19 protein-coding genes are annotated in these 17,830 nt (G+C 49.3%); 11 read left to right on the top strand and 8 right to left on the bottom strand.

The window, feature by feature from the left end:
* The first annotated feature begins 13 nt into the window (after nt 1–13).
* From ACWIZX_RS05630 to ACWIZX_RS05585, 10 genes are all read left to right on the top strand, one after another.
* Nucleotides 14–628: a 4Fe-4S binding protein gene (locus tag ACWIZX_RS05630; RefSeq protein WP_448335086.1), complete on the top strand. Its 615-nt coding sequence runs from the start codon at nt 14–16 to the stop codon at nt 626–628.
* A gap of 27 nt (nt 629–655) precedes the next feature.
* Nucleotides 656–976 (top strand): hypothetical protein, encoded by a 321-nt coding sequence (locus ACWIZX_RS05625; RefSeq protein WP_448335085.1) that lies wholly within the window; start codon nt 656–658, stop codon nt 974–976.
* A gap of 33 nt (nt 977–1,009) precedes the next feature.
* Nucleotides 1,010–2,092, top strand: a complete 1,083-nt coding sequence (locus tag ACWIZX_RS05620) for an Mrp/NBP35 family ATP-binding protein (protein WP_322793978.1) — start codon at nt 1,010–1,012, stop codon at nt 2,090–2,092.
* 6 nt (nt 2,093–2,098) lie between these two features.
* The gene (locus ACWIZX_RS05615) at nt 2,099–3,133 is read left to right on the top strand and encodes a PSP1 domain-containing protein (RefSeq protein WP_448335084.1); all 1,035 of its coding nucleotides are present in this window, start codon (nt 2,099–2,101) and stop codon (nt 3,131–3,133) included.
* Complete coding sequence (locus ACWIZX_RS05610) at nt 3,099–3,839, top strand: PIG-L deacetylase family protein (RefSeq protein WP_448335083.1); 741 nt, start codon at nt 3,099–3,101, stop codon at nt 3,837–3,839. Before ACWIZX_RS05615 ends, ACWIZX_RS05610 begins: the two co-directional genes overlap by 35 nt.
* Nucleotides 3,836–5,026, top strand: coding sequence for a M20 metallopeptidase family protein (locus ACWIZX_RS05605; protein ID WP_448335082.1), 1,191 nt, complete (start codon nt 3,836–3,838; stop codon nt 5,024–5,026). The genes ACWIZX_RS05610 and ACWIZX_RS05605 overlap by 4 nt, the downstream gene beginning before the upstream one ends.
* Before the next feature lie 10 nt (nt 5,027–5,036).
* Nucleotides 5,037–5,909: a helical backbone metal receptor gene (locus tag ACWIZX_RS05600; RefSeq protein ID WP_448335081.1), complete on the top strand. Its 873-nt coding sequence runs from the start codon at nt 5,037–5,039 to the stop codon at nt 5,907–5,909.
* A gap of 126 nt (nt 5,910–6,035) precedes the next feature.
* The gene (locus ACWIZX_RS05595; RefSeq protein ID WP_322793973.1) at nt 6,036–6,728 is read left to right on the top strand and encodes a FadR/GntR family transcriptional regulator; all 693 of its coding nucleotides are present in this window, start codon (nt 6,036–6,038) and stop codon (nt 6,726–6,728) included.
* 42 nt (nt 6,729–6,770) lie between these two features.
* Nucleotides 6,771–8,618, top strand: a complete 1,848-nt coding sequence (locus tag ACWIZX_RS05590) for a 2-oxoacid:acceptor oxidoreductase subunit alpha (protein WP_448335080.1) — start codon at nt 6,771–6,773, stop codon at nt 8,616–8,618.
* Between the two features lie 3 nt (nt 8,619–8,621).
* Nucleotides 8,622–9,668 (top strand): 2-oxoacid:ferredoxin oxidoreductase subunit beta, encoded by a 1,047-nt coding sequence (locus ACWIZX_RS05585; RefSeq protein ID WP_322793971.1) that lies wholly within the window; start codon nt 8,622–8,624, stop codon nt 9,666–9,668.
* A 10-nt stretch (nt 9,669–9,678) separates the two neighbouring features.
* Here the strand turns inward: ACWIZX_RS05585 and ACWIZX_RS05580 are convergent, their stop codons facing one another.
* From ACWIZX_RS05580 to argF, 4 genes are all read right to left on the bottom strand, one after another.
* Nucleotides 9,679–10,527, bottom strand: a complete 849-nt coding sequence (locus tag ACWIZX_RS05580; RefSeq protein WP_448335079.1) for a sulfurtransferase — start codon at nt 10,525–10,527, stop codon at nt 9,679–9,681.
* A gap of 10 nt (nt 10,528–10,537) precedes the next feature.
* Entirely contained in the window at nt 10,538–12,001 is a 1,464-nt protein-coding gene (pyk, locus tag ACWIZX_RS05575; RefSeq protein ID WP_322793969.1) for a pyruvate kinase, read from the bottom strand.
* Between the two features lie 137 nt (nt 12,002–12,138).
* Complete coding sequence (gene rocD, locus ACWIZX_RS05570; RefSeq protein ID WP_448335078.1) at nt 12,139–13,356, bottom strand: ornithine--oxo-acid transaminase; 1,218 nt, start codon at nt 13,354–13,356, stop codon at nt 12,139–12,141.
* A 12-nt stretch (nt 13,357–13,368) separates the two neighbouring features.
* Entirely contained in the window at nt 13,369–14,295 is a 927-nt protein-coding gene (argF, locus tag ACWIZX_RS05565; protein ID WP_448335077.1) for an ornithine carbamoyltransferase, read from the bottom strand.
* Between the two features lie 169 nt (nt 14,296–14,464).
* On the opposite strand from argF, the gene ACWIZX_RS05560 reads away from it, so the two are divergent.
* Nucleotides 14,465–15,463, top strand: a complete 999-nt coding sequence (locus ACWIZX_RS05560; protein WP_448335076.1) for a COX15/CtaA family protein — start codon at nt 14,465–14,467, stop codon at nt 15,461–15,463.
* Here the strand turns inward: ACWIZX_RS05560 and ACWIZX_RS05555 are convergent.
* Genes ACWIZX_RS05555 through ACWIZX_RS05540 form a run of 4 tightly spaced genes read right to left on the bottom strand, consistent with a single transcriptional unit; the run spans nt 15,380 to nt 17,826 of the window.
* Complete coding sequence (locus ACWIZX_RS05555; protein ID WP_448335075.1) at nt 15,380–16,234, bottom strand: SDR family oxidoreductase; 855 nt, start codon at nt 16,232–16,234, stop codon at nt 15,380–15,382. The two genes, ACWIZX_RS05560 and ACWIZX_RS05555, sit on opposite strands and share 84 nt — an antisense overlap.
* 3 nt (nt 16,235–16,237) lie before the next feature.
* The gene (locus tag ACWIZX_RS05550; RefSeq protein WP_448335074.1) at nt 16,238–16,465 is read right to left on the bottom strand and encodes an FmdB family zinc ribbon protein; all 228 of its coding nucleotides are present in this window, start codon (nt 16,463–16,465) and stop codon (nt 16,238–16,240) included.
* 18 nt (nt 16,466–16,483) lie between these two features.
* A complete protein-coding gene (locus tag ACWIZX_RS05545; RefSeq protein WP_322793650.1) occupies nt 16,484–17,188 on the bottom strand; it encodes an RNA methyltransferase in 705 nt (234 codons plus the stop codon).
* Entirely contained in the window at nt 17,185–17,826 is a 642-nt protein-coding gene (locus ACWIZX_RS05540; protein WP_322793649.1) for a TIGR03936 family radical SAM-associated protein, read from the bottom strand. The genes ACWIZX_RS05545 and ACWIZX_RS05540 overlap by 4 nt, the downstream gene beginning before the upstream one ends.
* Between the last annotated feature and the right edge of the window lie 4 nt (nt 17,827–17,830).

Below are 17,830 nucleotides of genomic sequence, written 5' to 3'. Positions count from 1 at the left end.
GGAAGGAGGAGGGATGATTACAGGAAGCGGCATTCTAAGAGGTTTGTGGACAACCTTCCGACACTTTGTAAAAACCTATCTTGAAGATTTGCGGATTGGAAAGAAGCGTTACTTTACGCCGGAGGGAATAGAACTCAGACGCAGTCCGGATGTGGAGGGAATTTTCACCATCCAGTATCCGGAAGAAAAACTTCCCGTTCCAGAAGAATTCCGCTACATTCCTTTTCTGGTGTATGATGAAGGGGTAAATGGCGAAAAAGAGATTCGCTGCACATCCTGTGGGATATGTGCAAAAGTGTGCCCGCCGCAATGTATCTGGATTGTGCGTACAAACGATCCGGTTACAGGTAAGCCCATTCCGCAGCCAAAAGAATTCTACATTGACGTGGATATCTGTATGAATTGTGGTTTTTGTGCAGAATTTTGTCCGTTTGATGCCATCAAAATGGACCATGATTACGAAATCGCATCGTATGACCGTTTGAAAGAGCACATCTTCGATTTGGAACGGCTGAGCAAACCGGCTTCTTATTATGCTCAAATCCGTCCAACAAATTACGCACGGGAAGAGGCTGCCCGGGCTGAAAAGGAAGCCCAAAAGGCTGCCGCCAGAAAGGTCAACCCTTGATTTTGACTTTCGAGGAAAGCCGACAGCATGTATAATAGCGATACGGAAGTGATGTTTCCCCCGCGCGTGATTGGCCACTTGCGCAATTTACGCGGGGTTGACTGGCAAAAACTGGTTGACGAGGTCTGTTCTGAAAAGGCAGATCTGGTCGAAAGAGCAGCATTTACCCTGATGATGGTACGGATGGGAGGCTGCCAAACCTGTACAATCGATTCGTACCGCGGTATGCGGGGTTGTACGATGTGCGCCAGACAGACGATCCGCCGTTTTCGTGGTTCAGACCATGATCTGGTAAAACAGTTTGAGCAATGCAAAAGAGAATTGCAACAGTATTTCAATAAATCTTGAGACTCTTTTCAAGCAAAGCATGAGGTTAAATTAATGGATTCACCTTCTATTACAAAAGATGCTGTCCTGGCAGCGTTGAGCAAGGTTGAAGAACCGGAGCTTCATCAGGATTTAGTTTCTCTGAATATGGTTCAAAACCTTGAAATCCAGGATGGAAAAGTCAGTTTTGACATTGTGTTGACAACACCGGCCTGTCCTCTGAAAGGGAAGATTGAGGCTGAGGCCCGCCAGGCAGTGCTTGCCATACCAGGAGTCAATGAAGTTCAGATTCGCTTTGATGCCTACGTTCGTAATGATGGTCATGCGCGCGGTTTGATGGAAATTCCTGTCAAGAACGCAGTGGCGATTGCTTCGGGGAAAGGCGGAGTAGGTAAAACCACTGTGGCGGTTAATCTGGCGGTGGCGTTAGCACAAAGTGGTGCGAGGGTGGGCCTTTTGGATGCAGATATCTATGGTCCAAACGTCCCACGGATGATGGGAGTTGATCGTCTACCTCCCATTCAGGGAGAAAAGATTAAACCTGCCGAAGCATACGGTGTAAAGGTTATGTCCATTGGTTTTCTGGTACCACCCGGTAAAGCCTTAATCTGGCGAGGGCCGATGCTGCATTCAGCTATTCGACAATTTTTAGGCGATGTAGATTGGGGATTGCTCGATTACCTGATCATTGACCTGCCTCCAGGAACCGGTGATGCGCAACTCAGTCTGGCACAATCCATGCCGCTCAGCGGTGGGGTGATTGTTACCCTGCCACAAGCGGTTTCGCTGGAAGATGCCAGCCGGGGAATTCAAATGTTTGAGCAGTTGAACGTTCCGATATTAGGGGTAATTGAAAATATGAGCTACCTGCAAATGCCGGATGGAACGGTAGTGGATGTGTTTGGAAGAGGAGGAGGAGAATCGCTGGCGAAACAGCATCAGGCGCCTTTCCTTGGGGTAATCCCGTTAGAACCGGCTGTAAGGGTGGGCGGAGACGAAGGAAAACCGATAGTCCTTTCCCAACCCGATTCAGCAGCCGGTAAAGCTCTGCGCCAAATCGCGGAACAACTGGCTGCTCAATTGAGTGTGGCTGCCTTTAAAAGACAGGGCGGCGTGAAAATTGAGATGGTGGAGTAAAATTGAATGGAGACAACTGCTGTTCAGCAGATTGTTGGGATTCGTTTTTCCAAAGTCGGTAAGATCTATCACTTTCAGGCAACCAATCTGCCTCTGCTCCGCGTAGGCGACGCGGTGGTGGTCGAAACTGCTCGCGGCTGGCAAATTGGTGAAGTTGCCCAAATTGTCAAAGAACCCATGCAGCCACCCGAAGGCGGCTGGAAACCAGTTGAACGGGTGGCCACACCCCGAGATTTGTTATTGCGCCAGCTGTGGCAGTTGCGGGAATTAGATGTGGTCGAGGTTTGCCGACGGCGGGCATCGGAATTAAGGCTGCAAAACCTCAAGGTAGTTGCAGCCGAGTATAGTTTTGATGGTTCGCGGCTGACGATACTGTATTCAACCGAGGGCGAAGAGCGGGTAGACCTAAAATCCCTGCGGCAGGATATGCAACGACAATACGCTCCAGCGATGGTGGAATTGCGTCAAATTGGGCCACGGGATGTGGCCAAGTTGCTGGGGGGGATGGGAGCTTGTGGGCTGGAAACGCGGTGTTGTTCGCGCTTCTTGACTGAGTTCAGCTCGATCTCCATCCGGATGGCGAAAGAGCAGGGAATATCCCTGACTCCCACTGAAATCACTGGGATGTGCGGGCGGTTGCGTTGCTGCCTGATCTATGAATTTGATACCTATGTTGAAGCCCGCAAAGGTTTGCCGAAGCGGAATAAACGAATTGCCACTCCGCTTGGTGAGGGCAAGGTGATTGATGTTTTACCACTGGCTGGCAAAGTGCGCGTAGATATACCCGAAGTGGGCATCAGGGAATTTACCCGCGAAGAAATTCTAGCTTTCAGTGAACCACCCGTCGAAAGCGGGACGGTTGAAGCGGTTATTGAAGAAGAAAACATTGAAGAATACGAAGCGGGTATACAACCCCCCACTGAAGATGAGAGTGGTCGGCCTGAACAAACGACTGGATATCCAGAGCCCTCATCTACCAAGCCAAGACGGCGATCAGGAGGAAAAGGTGGTCGAAGAAAACGCGGACCAAAAAAATCCTGAAAACTGGTCAGGTCCACAGAAAATTCTGGTAATTCTGGCTCATCCGGATGATCCAGAATTTTTTTGCGGTGCGACAATTGCCCGTTGGACACGCATGGGACATTGGGTTGAATATTGTTTGCTTACCCGGGGCGACAAAGGGGTACGAGGCGAACTGGTTGACCGGCAAGCCTTATCCCGCCTTCGCGAGGAGGAACAAAATCGGGCAGCCGCCATTTTGGGCGTTGATAAAGTCAGGTTTCTTGACTTTGAAGATGGGTATCTTCAACCAGACCTGGCAGCCCGGCGTGAAGTAGTGGCGGTGATTCGTGAAGTTAGACCGGATGTGGTCGTCACGAGTGACCCAACCAATTATTTTCACCGCGAAGACCGCATCAATCATCCTGACCACCGCATTGCCGGTCAAATTGTCTGTGAGGCGGTTTATCCGGCTAGCGGCAATCCGCTTTACTATCCCGAGTTATGGGAAAAGGGACTGCTTCCTCACGAAATTAAAGAATTGTGGTTGACACTGACAGCGCAACCGAATATGATGATAGATGTAACCGAAACATGGGAATTAAAAATTGAGGCTTTAAAGCAGTACCGCAGCCAGATTGCAAATTTAGAGGAAATGGAGCGGATGCAGCGCCAGCGTCGATCTGCGGACAGCAGCGAGGATAATCCCCGTTATGTTGACTCATTCCGGAGAATCAAGTTCAAATGACAAACACACCTCCATTTGTTGAAAAAGCCGAAACGCTATTTGCGTATAGCCAGAAATTACGACGGGACTTCCACCGGCATCCTGAGTTGGGTTTCCGAGAGTATCGTACGGCCGAGGTTGTAACCAGAGAATTGCGCTCCCTCGGTTTGGAGGTTTCAACGGGTATCGCGGAAACAGGGGTTGTGGCGGTCATTGAAGGCGCACGGCCCGGACGGGTGGTGATGCTTCGCTTTGATATGGATGCTCTTCCAATTGATGAGCAGACCGGGGCGGAGTACGCTTCCCAAAATCCTGGTGTCATGCACGCCTGCGGTCATGATGGACACATGGCAATTGGATTAACGGTGGCGCGTCTGTTGCAGGAGTATCGAGATGCGATTCATGGAACGGTTAAATTGGTCTTTCAACCGGCAGAAGAAGGATTGGGGGGTGCAGAACGGATGGTTGCTGAACAAGTGCTTGAAAATCCCAAAGTAGATTATTGTTTAGGTCTGCATTTATGGAATGAAAAACCGCTTGGCTGGGCAGCGGTGGTGCCTGGCGCGTTTATGGCCGGCGCGGATTTCTTCACAGTGCGCATTTTGGGAAAAGGCGGCCATGGAGGACTGCCCGAAACGACCATTGACCCGATTGTGGCAGCCGCCCAGATTGTGATGGCTCTGCAGACAATTGTATCTCGAAATATTGCTCCGCTCGAGTCGGCGGTTGTGAGCGTGACTCAAATGGCTGCCGGAAGCGCTTACAACGTTATTCCCAATCTGGCCGAGCTGCGTGGAACAATTCGCACTTTTCTACCCGAAGTCCGCGATGTTGTTGTGGCACGGCTTGAGCAAATTGTGCGCTCAATTTCACAGGGAATGAATTGTGAGGCGGAAATTGAAATCCAACGTCTGACCTGGCCAGTGGTGAATCATCCCCGAATTGCAGAAATTGTGCAGGAAGTGATGTTGAATTTGCTCCCCGAGTACCGCAATGAAAGAAATTACCGCAGCATGGTTTCAGAGGATATGGCGGTATTTTTGAACGCAGTTCCCGGCTGCTTTTTCTTTATAGGCAGCGGGAACCCAGAGAAGGGATTGACTGCCAGTCACCATCACCCGGAGTTTGACTTTGATGAGCAAGTGCTCCCCAAAGCTGCTGCGATTCTCGCAGCGGCAGCCATCGAGTTGGGTAAAGCGGAGTTGTAATCATCTCAAAATGCCAATACTTTTAGATTTGAGCGGTTTTTCTTCCTTCCCGGAGCGGGTGGTTTCTCTGGTGCCTTCGATGAGCGAAAGCCTGTTTGATTTGGGGATGGGCGCTCATCTTGTTGGTGTAACGGATTATTGCATCCATCCATCCCAAGTTCTTGATTTACCGAAAGTTGGAGGTACAAAAAACACGCGAGTTGATCAGGTTTTGCAATTATCCCCCGATTTGGTGATTGCCAATCAGGAAGAAAATAGCCGGATTTGTGTGGAGGAATTGGCACAAACGCTAAATGTTTGGCTGACCTTTCCAAAAACGGTTCGACAGGCACTGGATGACCTCTGGCAGCTGGTTTATTTATTCCGACAGGAAAGGGCGTTTGCATCTTTGAGAACGCTGGAAACCGCAGTGGAATATGCGGAGAACCGCCTGTTTGATCTTCAGCCCGTGCCTGTTTTTGTTCCCATCTGGCAAGACCAAACCCCTTCCGGTGTTCACTGGTGGATGACGTTCAATCGGGACACTTACTGCCATGATTTGATCCGCTTGATGGGCGGAAATAACGTATTTGCAGAGCGTAAACGGCGGTATCCATTGGATGCTGATTTGGGATTCGCTGCTGAAATAGCGGGTGAAGGGGTTGATACACGTTATCCGCATGTCACGGTTGAAGAAGTGCTGGAAGCTCAACCCGAATTGATTTTGCTGCCGGATGAACCGTATTTATTTCAGGACGAAGACGTGCAGGAAATATTTCGGTTGTTGGAGAAAACACCGGCAGTGAAGCACAACAAAGTTTATGGGATTGAAGGTAGTTTGCTGACATGGCACGGGACGCGTTTGGGAAAAGCGCTGGTGGAATTGACTCAGTATTTTGATTGAAGCAAGATCATTCTTTTTATCCCCTTTTTTCCTTACAAAAATCATTCTTGTTTGAAAGGCAGGGCGGTGATATACTATAAGCGATATAATCATCTGATTAATCAGTTTTTTTTGATTCAATATCCCATGCAAAACGGTGATTTTCATCTTTCAGAATTTCTGCGCTACCTGTCCTGCGGCAAGGTGAAAGTTGGTGAGCGTATTCCCTCCCTGTCGCAGTTGAGCCGTGAATTGGGCATCAGTATTGCCAGTCTGCGTGAGCAGTTAGAAGTTGCGCGGATAATGGGGTTGGTTGAGGTGCGTCCCCGAACCGGCATTCGACTGCTGCCATATCAATTCAAACCGGCAGTACTTCAGAGTTTGTATTATTCCCTATCTCAAAACGCGGAGACGTTTCTGGAATTTTCCGATTTGCGCACCCATATTGAAACTTCTTACTGGTATGAGGCTGTAGGATTGTTGAACAGCGAAGATTATCAGCAATTGAGAATGATTGTCCAGCGCGCAAAGGAAAAATTGTCTTCCAATCCGCCACAGATCCCTCATCAGGAACACCGCCTGCTTCATTTGACCATTTTCAAAAGGCTGGAAAATCCGTTTGTCCAGGGATTACTGGAGGCGTATTGGGAAGTATATGAGGCGGTTGGATTGGATGTTTATACGGATTTTGCTTATTTAGAACGGGTTTGGCAGTATCACGAAAAAATGGTGGATGCCATTTGCAAGCAAAACTTCAACGAAGGATATGATGCACTGGTCGAACACATGGACTTAATTTACCAGCGTTCGAAAAGGCCATCCTATCAGACATTTGAGTAAACCGAACGGCGAATTACCTTACAACACTCAAAAGGAGTCCCTATGTCTCAGATACAGCCTGCTTTAGTTAGCGATAACGGTACGGTGGGCGATAGAATAGTTAACGACTTTTGCATTACCTTTAGCACGGTCAATGGGTCGGGTTCTGCAACTGCTAATACCATCCTGCTGAAAACCTTATTCCGCATGGGAATTCCAGTCAATGGGAAAAATATATTCCCATCCAATATTCAGGGATTACCCACCTGGTACTCAATTCGATTGAGCAAGAAAGGTTACCTGGCACGGGTCGAGATGGATCATATTGTCGTAGCAATGAATCCTTCCACATTGGCTACCGAAATGAAATTTCTCGTGCCGGGGGGAGTGCTTTTTTATCCAGATGATTTCAAGCTGGATATTGACCGTGATGATATCGTGCTCTATCCCATGCCAGTTAAGCGGCTCATCAAAGAGGCCGATGCGCCGCAAAATTTGCGTGATTATATGGCGAATATGGTCTATGTTGGGGTTGTTGCCCAAATGCTCGGCATTGATCTGGATGTGGTCTATCAGGTATTGGATGCGCACTTCAAAGGCAAGAAGAAAGCGGTTGATTCAAACTGGCAGGTAATCAAAGCAGCAGCCGATTGGGCAAAACAAAATTTAATTAAACGTGATCCTTATTATGTGGAACCCATGTCCCCTTTGGAAGGATATATTATCACTGAAGGAAATATCGCATCGGCACTGGGTGCGCTGTATGGTGGTGTTCAACTGACCGCATGGTATCCCATCACGCCGGCTTCCAGTTTGGCTGAGGCGGTTATGGAATATCTGCCTTCACTGCGTACCGACCCGGAAACTGGTAAAGCCACCTCGGTGGTGATTCAGGCTGAGGATGAGATTGCTGCAATTGGCATGGCGGTTGGTGCGGGTTGGGCAGGATTGCGTGCCATGACTTCCACCTCCGGCCCGGGGATTTCGCTGATGGCAGAGTATTTGGGTCTGGCTTATTATGCTGAAGTGCCAGTTGTGGTTTGGGATGTGCAGCGGGTAGGCCCTTCGACCGGTTTGCCAACCCGCACGGCTCAAGGTGATTTAACTTTCGCCAATTTCATCAGTCATGGTGATACGGAATACATTATCCTATTACCGGGTAATGTTAAGGAATGTTTTGAATTTGGATGGAAATCTTTCGATATTGCCGAGCGTTTACAGACCCCTGTATTGATTTTGACCGATCTCGACCTTGGCATGAATTACCATATCTCGCCGCGTTTTGAATATCCCGATCAACCGATGGATCGTGGGAAAGTGTTGTGGGAAGAGGACTTGCAGAAAATTCTTGAAAAACTGGATGGTAAATGGGGCCGGTATCTGGATATTGATGGGGATGGAATACCATATAGAACCCTGCCCGGCAATCGCCACCCTGCCAGTGCCTATTTTGCTCGTGGCACCGGCCATGACGAGATGACCCGCTACAGCGAAGATCCGGATGTCTGGGAACGCGGTCTCAACCGGTTGAAAAGAAAGATTTGGGATAACCGTCATCTCTTGCCCGACCCGGTTATAGAGAGGATGGAAGGTGCAAAATTTGCTATCGTTGGTTTTGGCTCAACCGATCCAGCAATTCAAGAAGCACGCGATTTGCTGGCTGAGGCTGGATTCCCGACCGATTACATGAGAGTTCGATCCCTGCCTTTCCGGGATGAGGTGTGCAATTTCCTGCATGAATATGATCGCACCTATGTTGTAGAGTTGAACCGTGATGGTCAATTGAAACAGTTGTTGACCATGCACTTTTCAGAATGCGGTTCCAGGTTGCGCCAGGTTTCTCACATTGACGGTATGCCGATCACCGCAAACTGGATAAAAGAACGGATTTTGTCAATGGAGGGCAAATAACCGATGACTACTCAGGCTGCGCCGAAAACTCAGGTGAACCTTGCAGGCTTAAGCCGGCAGGATTACAAAGGTCATAACAGCACTTTATGCGCTGGTTGTGGGCATAATTCCATTTCCAATCAAATCATCGCTGCTCTGTACGAATTAAATGTCGTTCCCGAAACGGTTGTCAAATTCAGTGGGATTGGTTGTTCCAGTAAAAGCCCGACCTATTTTCTCAACCGTTCTTTTGGCTTTAATGGTTTGCATGGCCGTATGCCGTCGTTGGCTTTGGGCGCCTTATTCGCCGATCACACTCTCAAAGGGATTGGCGTCAGTGGGGATGGGGATACAGCCAGCATTGGGATGGGGCAGTTTAAGCATGTCATGCGCCGAAATCTGCCAATGGTCTATGTGGTTGAGAATAACGGTGTTTATGGATTGACCAAAGGCCAGTTTTCAGCAACTGCCGAAGTGGGGCTGGAACTAAAGCGGCAAGGGGTGAACAGGTACTTTCCGGTGGATATCTGCATGGAAGCGCTGGTCAGCCGGGCTTCGTTTGTTGCAAGATCTTTTGCCGGCGACCCAAAGCAGGTAAAGGAAATCTTCAAAGCCGCCTTCAGCCACCGGGGAATTGCGGTTATTGACATCATCAGCCCGTGTGTTACCTTTCACAATAAAGAAGATTCCTTCCATTCCTATACGTGGGGTAAAGAACACGAGATAGCCTTGCACGATATCACTTACGTTCCTGCTCGCGAGGAAATTACGATTGAGGACTTCGAAGAGGGCAGTGCTCGTGAAGTCACATTGCATGATGGAGCAACCATCGTTTTGAAGAAACTCGACCGCGATTATGATCCAACCAACATCTTTGAAGCTTTGCGGGTTCTTTACGAGGCGGAGCAAAATAACTGGTTGTTGACCGGCATTCTGTATGTCAATCCCAATGCGCCAACCATTTTTGATATGTACAATCTGCCTGATACGCCCTTAAATCGGCTTCCCGCTGAAAAATTGCGACCCAGCCGCGAATCGCTCGATAAAATCATGCAACAGATGCAGATTTAGAGACGATCCGTCAGCCAACTTCGATTGGGCGATTGAGGTCTCTGATCCACTCGCTCCAAGAGCCGGCATACAGTTTTGCACCCTGTATGCCGGCATATTCCATTGCCAGCAGGTGATGGCAGGAAGTTACTCCGGAACCACAATAAACAATCACCTGATGGGGAGGTGTGTCTCCAATTAATTCTGTGAATTCTTTCCGTAGAATCTCGGCTGATTTCAGCTTGCCTGCACGGGCAAGATTTTTTTCGTGAAAACGATTGAGGCTGCCGGGAATGTGACCGGCAACAGGGTCGAGGGGTTCGAATTCACCGCGGTATCGTTCGGGAGCGCGGGCATCAATGATTTTGTATTCGGGCTTCTTCAGCAGGTTGAGCATTTCGGCAGTGGTAATCATTTTGTCCGGCTGAGGGTTGGGGACAAATTTGCCGCGGGGTCGGGTTTCAATTCCCTGTGCAAGCGGAAAGCCGGCAGATTTCCACGCATTCCAACCACCGTTTAGAACAGCCACAGTTGAATGTCCCAACCACTTAAGCATCCACCAAAAGCGCGCAGCAAATGAACCGCCAGTGGTATCCAGGGCAACTACCTGAGAATGATTGCTGATCCCCAACCGCTCGAGGGTATCGGCAAAGTCCTGCGGTGAAGGTAATGGGTGCCTTCCAGTATGAGGAGTGGGCGGAGCAGAACAATCGTGATCCAAATGGGCGTAGACCGAGCCAGGAATATGACCCTGTTGATAGTCCTTGAAACCCCATTCGACGTTTGTCAGATCGAAACGACAATCCACGATGAGCCAGTCAGGATGATGTAAGTGGGCAAAGACATCTTCAACTTCAATGAGCGTGGTATAAGGGGACATCTTTATCACCTCAAGTCCATTCTCCAACCGTATAAAGTAAGGCGAAATTGGGTGGGCGCATGGCGCCCACCGGAAATCCACTGATGACCACCACCTGATCTCCGCTGCGGATGGAGGTTGAAGAAACCAGCGCGGCTTCGACACTGGCAACCATGGCTTCCACCGTTGAGGCAAATGGAACCAGGAAGGGGATCACTCCCCAGTAGAGTCCCATTCGTTGATAGGTTTGTTCTTCGGGTGTAAAGGCAAAAACGGGGACGTTAGGTCGCGATTTTGACATCAGCAAGGCGGTTTTACCGGTTTGGGTGAAAACGGCAATCGCAACGACATTGCGGTCGTGCGCCAGTTCTTTAGCAGCGCGGGTAATTGCCAGTGCATCATCCTGCGGGGCTTCTGCGGGGCGGGTTGAATAATGAGCATATTCAGCGGCATTGGCTTCAGCTTCGCAAATGATGTTTGCCATAACTTTTACAGCTTCTATTGGATATGATCCGCTGGCGGTTTCGCCAGAGAGCATTACCGCATCGGTGCCGTCAAAGATTGCATTGGCAACATCGGAGGCTTCGGCGCGGGTGGGCCTTGGGTTGCGAATCATGGAGTCCAGCATTTGGGTGGCGGTTATGACCGGCTTTGCATGGCGATTTGCCATGTCAATAATTCGTTTTTGAATGATGGGTACGGTGGAGGGGGAAGTTTCTACCCCTAAATCGCCACGGGCGACCATTACCCCGTCGGCTGCGTGAATGATTTCATGCAGGTTTACGATTGCTTCGGGGCGTTCCAGTTTGGCGATGATGGGGGTATTCGCCCGGCTGGGGAGTATTTCCCGCATGGCATTACGGACTTCTTCAATATCCGACGCGCGATGCACAAAACTGATCGCAACCCAGTCTACCCCATTTTTCAAACCAAATTCGAGGTCGAGGCGGTCTTTTTCCGTGAAAGGGGGAATGCCAAGCGCTGCGCCAGGCAGGTTGACGCCCTTGTTGGAATACAACGTTCCGCCCAGAATAACCTTTGCAAATACAGCGTCCCCTTTGACCTCAGTGACTTCAAATTCAAGATTACCGTCATCCAGCAGAATGCGATTGCCGGGAACGACACCGCGCGCCAGATTGGGGACATCCAAAGGAATGAGAACGATGGATGGGGGCAGGTCATCCAGTGAACCCATATTGGAAACCTGGGTCAGCACAACCATATCCCCGGCTTGGAGAGGGATTCCTTCTGCAGGTAATTTGCCCACCCTGAGTTTGGGTCCCTGTAAGTCTTGCAAAATGGAGACTGGTTTACTTAACTCTTCAGAAAGTTTTCGAATCAGGCGGATTTTTTCAAGATGTTCTTCATGGGAGCCATGCGAAAAATTCAAACGGGCTACATCAATGCCGGCTTCAATCAAACGCCGCAGTGTATCTTCGTTTTCACTTGCCGGACCGATGGTCGCTACAATTTTTGTCTTGCGAAAATTCATCATTCACCTCGCGGAGGTTAGAGAGGACTGACACCTTGATTGTACCAAATCATGGGATAAGCCAGGCAGGCAGGTTGTGATTAAACTCAACACCGGCTTGTAATCGCCGGTGTTTATTGTGGTCATTGAGCTGTTGAACCTCAGGGCATCGTCAAAACATCGTAAATATGGGGAACGGCCCAATCAATCTCCTTACGAGTGATGATCAGAGGTGGTGCAAAGCGGATGATGTGCTGATGAGTTTCCTTGGCGAGGATGCCTTTTTTCTGCAAAGCCTCACAAAACCGCCGCGCGCCACCCGCCTCTTCTTTCAATTCAACACCGATCAGTAGACCGCGTCCGCGCACTTCTCGGATATGTGGAGAGGGGATTTCTTCGAGACGTTCAAGGAAGTATTCTCCCATCTGGCGGGCATTTTCGATGAGATTCTCTTCAACTATGACCTTCAAAGCCTCGCGCGCTACGGCGCATGCAAGAGGATTTCCACCAAAGGTAGAGCCATGTTCACCAGGTTGATACAGGCTCAAGATGGGGTGGTCTGCCAGGATTGCCGAAACGGGGTAAAATCCACCGGAAAGCGCTTTGCCGATGATGACAATATCCGGGCGGACATTTTCGTGATCACAGGCGAAGAGTTTGCCGGTGCGTCCGAGGCCGGTTTGAATTTCATCAGCGATGAACAAAACCTGATTTGCATTGCAAATCCTGGCTACCTCTTGTAAATAACCGGCTGGAGGAATGATAACTCCGCCTTCCCCTTGAATGGGCTCCAATAACACGGCTGCGGTGTTGGGCGTAATGGCTTTGGCAAGTGCCTGAGCATCACCATAGGGTACGGTCACGAAGCCGGGTGTGAATGGCCCAAAATCGTTTTTATAGAGCGGTTCAGTAGAGCAGGAAATGATGGAAATGGTGCGCCCATGGAAGTTGCCTTCGGCGACGATGATTTCAGCCTGATAGCGGGGAACTCCCTTTACCTGATAAGCCCATTTACGGGCCAATTTGAGCGCGGTTTCAACCGCCTCGGCACCACTGTTCATCGGCAAGGACATGTCGTAACCGCTCAGTTCAGATAGCTCTTTGTAGAAGAGCGGTAACTGGTCATTGCGGAAGGCACGCGAGGTCAGGGTAACCTTTTGAGCCTGTTCGGTAAGGGCGCGTAAAATGCGCGGATGAACATGGCCTTGATTAAGTGCAGAATAGGCGCTCAGGCAATCCAGATAGCGGTTGCCTTCAACATCCCAGACCCACACCCCTTCAGCCCGGTTGATTACGACATCCAGCGGATGGTAGTTGTGGGCGCCGTATTTTTCTTCCAGTTCGATCAGTTCTTTGGTCAGATTTTCTCTGGTCAGCATAGGTTTATCCTGTTATTTTTCCACCAGCAATTCAACCAAAATCGCTTTTTGGGCATGCAAGCGGTTATGAGCTTGAGGGAACAGGCGGGAATGAGGCCCATCAGCAACTTCGTCAGTAATTTCCTGTCCACGATGTGCTGGGAGGCAGTGCATGACGATGACATCCGAACGTGCTTCGGAAACCAGTTGTTGATTTACCTGATAGGGCGGAAAGACCATTTCGCGTTTTTTGGCTTCCGCTTCCTGTCCCATGCTGGTCCAGGTGTCGGTATAAATGACATGGGCATCTTTGACGGCCTGGTGTGGGTCGCGCAAGAAAGTCAACCGGCTGCCACTTTCGGCGGCAAATTGCTTGGCCATTTCAACCGCTTTGGGGACAATATCGTACCCTTCCGGGCTGGCGATGGTGAAATTTGCACCCAATTTCGTGCAGATGTGCATCAAAGATACGGCTACATTATTGCCATCGCCAATAAAGGTGACATTCAATCCTTTGAGCGAGCCAAATTCTTCCTGAATTGTGAGGGCATCCGCCATTGCCTGACAGGGGTGGTTATAATCGCTCAGACCGTTGATGACAGGGATGCTCGACCATTTTGCCAGTTCCAGCACGTGCTCATGGGCGAATACTCTGGCCATCATGGCATCCACATACCCGGACATGACGCGGGCAACATCCGCGATCGATTCGCGCTGCCCCAAGCCAATTTCATTGGGTGAGAGGTACAACGCATCCCCGCCCAGATGGCGCATGGCCATATCAAAACTGACCCGGGTGCGCAGGCTGGGTTTTTGGAAGATCATCCCAAGAACTTTGTTTTTGAGCAGGGGCTCGTTTCCGCCTGCCTGCCATTCTTGCTTCAGGCGGATTGCCAAATCAAGCATTCCTTGTAGTTCTGCCGGGGTATAGTCAGAAACCGCAAGAAAATCTTTTTTCATATGGGCTCCTTTTTAGGAATGGAATTTGGGGGCATACAGAGTATAACATACCCTTAAGGTTCTACCAGTGGTCTTTAGCATGTTTGCTTGGGTCTTTTGTCTTAAGTTAAACAGCGTACCAATCTATACAAGGCGCTACCAGCCCGGTAAAATAAATTGGAAAGGGATTATGATGACAATGACCAATATTTTCAAATCAATTCAATCGTTTCGAAAATATGTGTGGGGAGTTCTTTTTTACAATATTCTGGTCATTCTATGGGGGGCATTTGTGCGTGCTACCGGTTCTGGTGCAGGTTGCGGGGCACACTGGCCTTTATGCAATGGCGAGGTGATTCCCCGTGCACCGGCAGTTGAAACGCTGATTGAATTTACCCATCGTCTCTCCAGTGGACTGGTCGTGATTTTAATGGCCGTGCTGGTAATTGCAGCTTTCCGGTTATTCCCCAAAGGCCATTTGGTGCGAAAATCTGCTGCGGCTGCCGGTGTTTTCACTATTGTAGAATCATTAATTGGGGCTGTTCTGGTATTGAATGAGTTAACTGGACAAAACGACTCGATTCACCGCGCCGTGGTGATGATGATTCATCTAATCAATACATTCTTGCTGGTTGCGGCTATTTTCCTAACCGCCCGGTGGAGTGCAGATGATCACTCAAACCGGTTGGAGCTGAAGCGAGGTGGATGGAGTGTATTGATTTACCTTGGGCTGATTGGAATGATTGTTCTTGGCGCAAGCGGGGCCGTCACCGCACTGGGAGACACCCTTTATCCTGCCACTTCTCTTGTTCAGGGGTTGCAGCAGGATTTTGACCCCACTGCCAACTTCTTAATTCGCTTGCGGGTTTTCCATCCGGGAATTGCCGCTCTGATGGGGGTTTATACCCTTGCAGCAGCACTTGCATTTCGTAGAAATTTTCCTTTTCAATTGATGCAACAGGCAACCTACGCGCTCAGTGCGCTATTTGTGTTACAACTTGTGCTTGGAGTCATCAACGTCATCCTGCTGGCGCCGGTGTGGATGCAAATTCTGCATTTGCTGGTAACCAATCTGATCTGGTTGGCGTGGCTTTGGCTGGCGGAGTTATTTTTTAGCGGTCGTTTTGCGCTGCAAGGCAGACGCGACCATGCGATCCATCAAAGCGTAAGTCAATCCCTTACCCAGTAAACGGAACGCAAAATATATCAATTTGTTTTCGAAACCGGGCAGAATAATATATTTACGGCGGGCTACTCCGATGAGAATTTCCCGCGCAACCTGGTCGGGCTTGAGAATTCCTCCGCTGCTTGCCAGAACTTTGGTTACATACGGCTTGTATTGATTCTCGTAGGCTAATTGAGGGGTATCCGTATCGGGCGGATAGACAAGCGAAACCTGAATTCCGTGAGGTTTTAATTCCATTCTTAAAGCGTCCGATAAACCCGTCACCGCATATTTGGAAGCGCCATAAGCGGTGTAACCGTAGATATTCATGTAGCCAACGACGGAGGACATGTTTACAATGATGCCATTCTTTTCTGTTAACATTTCTGGCAATACGGCACGAATGGCATTTACCGTTCCAAAATAATTGATTTGCATCATATGATGGAAGATTTTTTCTTCCAATTGCCAGAACTCACCGGGGTGGGCAACTCCGGCAGAATTGATTAAAATGTCCACTTTCCCCCAACGGGATAACAAAGTGGAAAGAGCTTGATTTAGATTAGCCGAATCAGAAACGTCGGCTGTAAGACTGGAAATTTCGACATCTGGTGAAGGATGTGTATTTTCCAGTTCGCAGACGGCTTTTTGGAGATTTTCCGGAGTTCGGGCGAGAATGCAAACCTTTGCTTGATGTTGAATCAAAAGACTGGCGAGGGCCAGTCCTATGCCGCTGGATCCACCGGTAATCAATACCTTTTTATTCTGATAAAAATCGGTGAGCGTTGCCGCCATTGCTCAATTGCCACAGCAGGAACAGGATCCACCACTACAAGATGAGCAACCGGAGGAGGAGCTGCCAGCAACCGGCTTGCCTTCTGAGGCGGCAAAAAAGAGAGATAAAGCTCTGCGGGTGTTCTTACTGAAACACTTTTTACATTGGATTGGTTCGTCGGCGTCCTTAATGGGACGAAAAGCATCAAATCGCGAACCACAATCCAGACAGGTATATTCGTAAAGCGGCATCGCATTCCTCCACCACAATTATCGTGGCTGGATTTTACTCCGGATTGGTGGCTCAGTCAAATGAGCCTGCGTTAAAAAGGTGAGGTGATATGCTGCGATCCCAAACGCAACAGCCACGTTCAAGGAGCGTTTGTAACCGACCATTGGGATGAAGAGCGTTTGATCGCATAATTCCAATATTTGAGGGTCAATACCGCTCACTTCGTTGCCTACTACCAGTACGAGGGCTTGATGGGAGGGAATGGATTGAATTTCAAATAATGAGCAGGCTGCCGGGGTTGTCTCCAAAGCCCACAAGATTTTACCTTCAGCCTTGAGAGATTGGGCCAATTGTAACCCGTTAGGGGCATATTCCCAAGGAACGGCAAATTCAGCCCCCAATGCAGTTTTGGAAATCCGCGGGTTGCCGGGCAGGGGAGTTAAACCGCTCAAGTATAAGTGTCGTAAACCGGCACCATCCGCAGTGCGAAACATTGCGCCAACATTGAAAGTTGAGCGGATGTTGTCTAATAAAGCCTCTAAATGGAGGGAAGGGGTTGTACTATGGCTCGATTGGCTGAGGGTGGTTTGTACTTCCTGCGCAGTGGGGACCGGTAAAAGCGGTGATTTACAGCGGGGGCAGGTCAACTGGCCCGTTTGTGCCGCCCGCCCGGCAGGTATCCGCAGGGCGCATTTTGGGTTACTGCACTGGTAGAATGGGTGGGAAAGTTGTACAGCTCTCATTCTTTCATTATAAATCCTGTACGAACATAACGGGCAGCGTGTGGATCAAGCCTTAATTCAATCAGGATTTCTTCGGGTCGGCCGGTTGCCCCTTCTCGTGCAGAAAGCTGCATCTGGAACTCGAGGCAGTTATCTGGAAGTGAGCGTAACAAGATGTTTTCAATTAACGGTCGTAAATCGTAGGTTTTGTTTCGTCGAGTACGAATGATGGTGTTGCGTTCCAGTAATTCCTTGAGGCGATTTTGGACTTCGGGAAGGTTGAGGGGATCCAGTGGAATGACGCGGTAGAGAGAAGAAAGGATTAGCGTGGGCAGACTGGGTGAGTTGAGCGCGACTGCCTTTACAGAAAGGATTTCAATGCCGGGTTGATGTGTGGTTTGGAGGTGAATAAAAAAGTCGTCTTCTTTAAACTCATTTTCATCTGCTTCGACCCACACATCAATCAAATCATTCTGGCTGAGAAAGCCTAAGGGTAGCGGAGCAGCCTGTTGAATTTTTGGCTGAGGATGAAAACCTTGCGTGTAGGCAACAGGAACGCGAGCCCGACGTAAATATCGTTCCCAAACTTTGTGCAGGTCAAGGTTCCCAATGTATTGTAATGGAGCATCTTTGTTGTACTGAATGCGGAAGCGCTGCATGGGT

This window comes from Bellilinea sp., from assembly GCF_053501535.1.
This window is presented reverse-complemented; position numbering and strand designations above follow the sequence as displayed.